The sequence below is a fragment of the Herbiconiux daphne genome, from assembly GCF_024979295.1.
Classification (GTDB): Bacteria; Actinomycetota; Actinomycetes; order Actinomycetales; family Microbacteriaceae; genus Herbiconiux; species Herbiconiux daphnes.
Genome location: NZ_JANLCJ010000112.1, coordinates 1 through 1,204 on the forward strand (window position 1 = coordinate 1; position 1,204 = coordinate 1,204).

Below are 1,204 nucleotides of genomic sequence, written 5' to 3' on the forward strand. Positions count from 1 at the left end.
AATTTTGAATATCAATAACTTCAAAATCAATGACATCATCTCAATCGCTTAAAATCTTTTTCATTAATCAAATAGGTGCAAACATTTGTGGATGATTAATTTTTAAAATATCTGGAATATGTATTTCATTTTCCTTATTTCTTAATAGTCCCATTTGTTCTCTCCTTTTTAGGTAATCTTAAAACTCTTGTTATATCAATATCAATATACTCAGTAAAATAGCTGTCATTTTCAAAATCTTTTTTAGCTTTTTCTAATGCTTCATTTTTATTTTTAGCTTGAACTCTTGTATCAAAGGTGCTAAAATAATCATCTCCTCAAAATATTATAGTATATGTATTCATTAATGTATCTCCTTTCAACATTTGTTACATAGTTCTAAATCTTCATGTTTAAATCATTTCTTACAAATAAGACACTCAGTTTTCTTACTTGATAGCAGACTTTTTAAGATATGCAAAATTAGTGTTCACATTTCTTTTACCCCCTTTGTATTCTTTAAAGTGTTCTAACCTTTCAGAGTTATCAGTTGTTCTATTAAAGTGTGTAATATATCTATTTATTGATTTTATAAATTGTTCCTTATCTTTAATTGCTCCAGTTGCTATTGCTTCTTTCACAGTTCTCTTTACAAAATCTCCTTCTGAACTTACAAAACCACCTTCAATAGCACTTGATATTCTTTCTTGAAATTTCCTTGAAAACATTTCATTAACCAAAGCATAAGCATATATCTCAGTTTCAGTTTTCCTTGGAGGTCATTGTAAAGCAGGACTTAAATCTTTAATTCTTTGCTCAACAAGATTTAAATATTCTCTTCTCTTTTGAATAGTTGCAAGTTGTGGATAGTTGTTAATCATTAAATCTAATTCTCTAAATGCTTGTCCATATTGTCCTTCATATGTAGATAATGTAGAAATATTTCTCAATAGTGTGGTTTCTTTTTCATATAATTGTTCTATCTTATTGAAATCTCTTCTTAATTTACCAAGTTTCAATCTAAGAACTTCTTCACTACTTCTTCTTTCTTCAACTTTCTTTCTATCTCCTTTAGCAATTTCATTGGTTGCTGGAGCATCATTTACAAGATACTTTTCAACTATTGAGATAGGAAATTGCTTTCCATTAGTCATTGTTACTAATGATGTTGTAACATCAACTTTATCAATAGTTCATGTGTTTTTACCAACACTTATCTTTTGAC

The 1,204-nt window shown here is 27.7% G+C and carries 2 protein-coding genes; both read right to left on the reverse strand.

Translation table 11 applies throughout. The features are described 5' to 3' along the window. Positions 1–428: 428 nt before the first annotated feature. Positions 429–719, reverse strand: a complete 291-nt coding sequence (locus tag N1032_RS23400) for a hypothetical protein (protein ID WP_259542754.1) — start codon at positions 717–719, stop codon at positions 429–431. Between the two features lie 39 nt (positions 720–758). Beyond that, positions 759–1,133 (reverse strand): hypothetical protein, encoded by a 375-nt coding sequence (locus N1032_RS23405; RefSeq protein WP_259542755.1) that lies wholly within the window; start codon positions 1,131–1,133, stop codon positions 759–761. Positions 1,134–1,204: the final 71 nt, after the last annotated feature.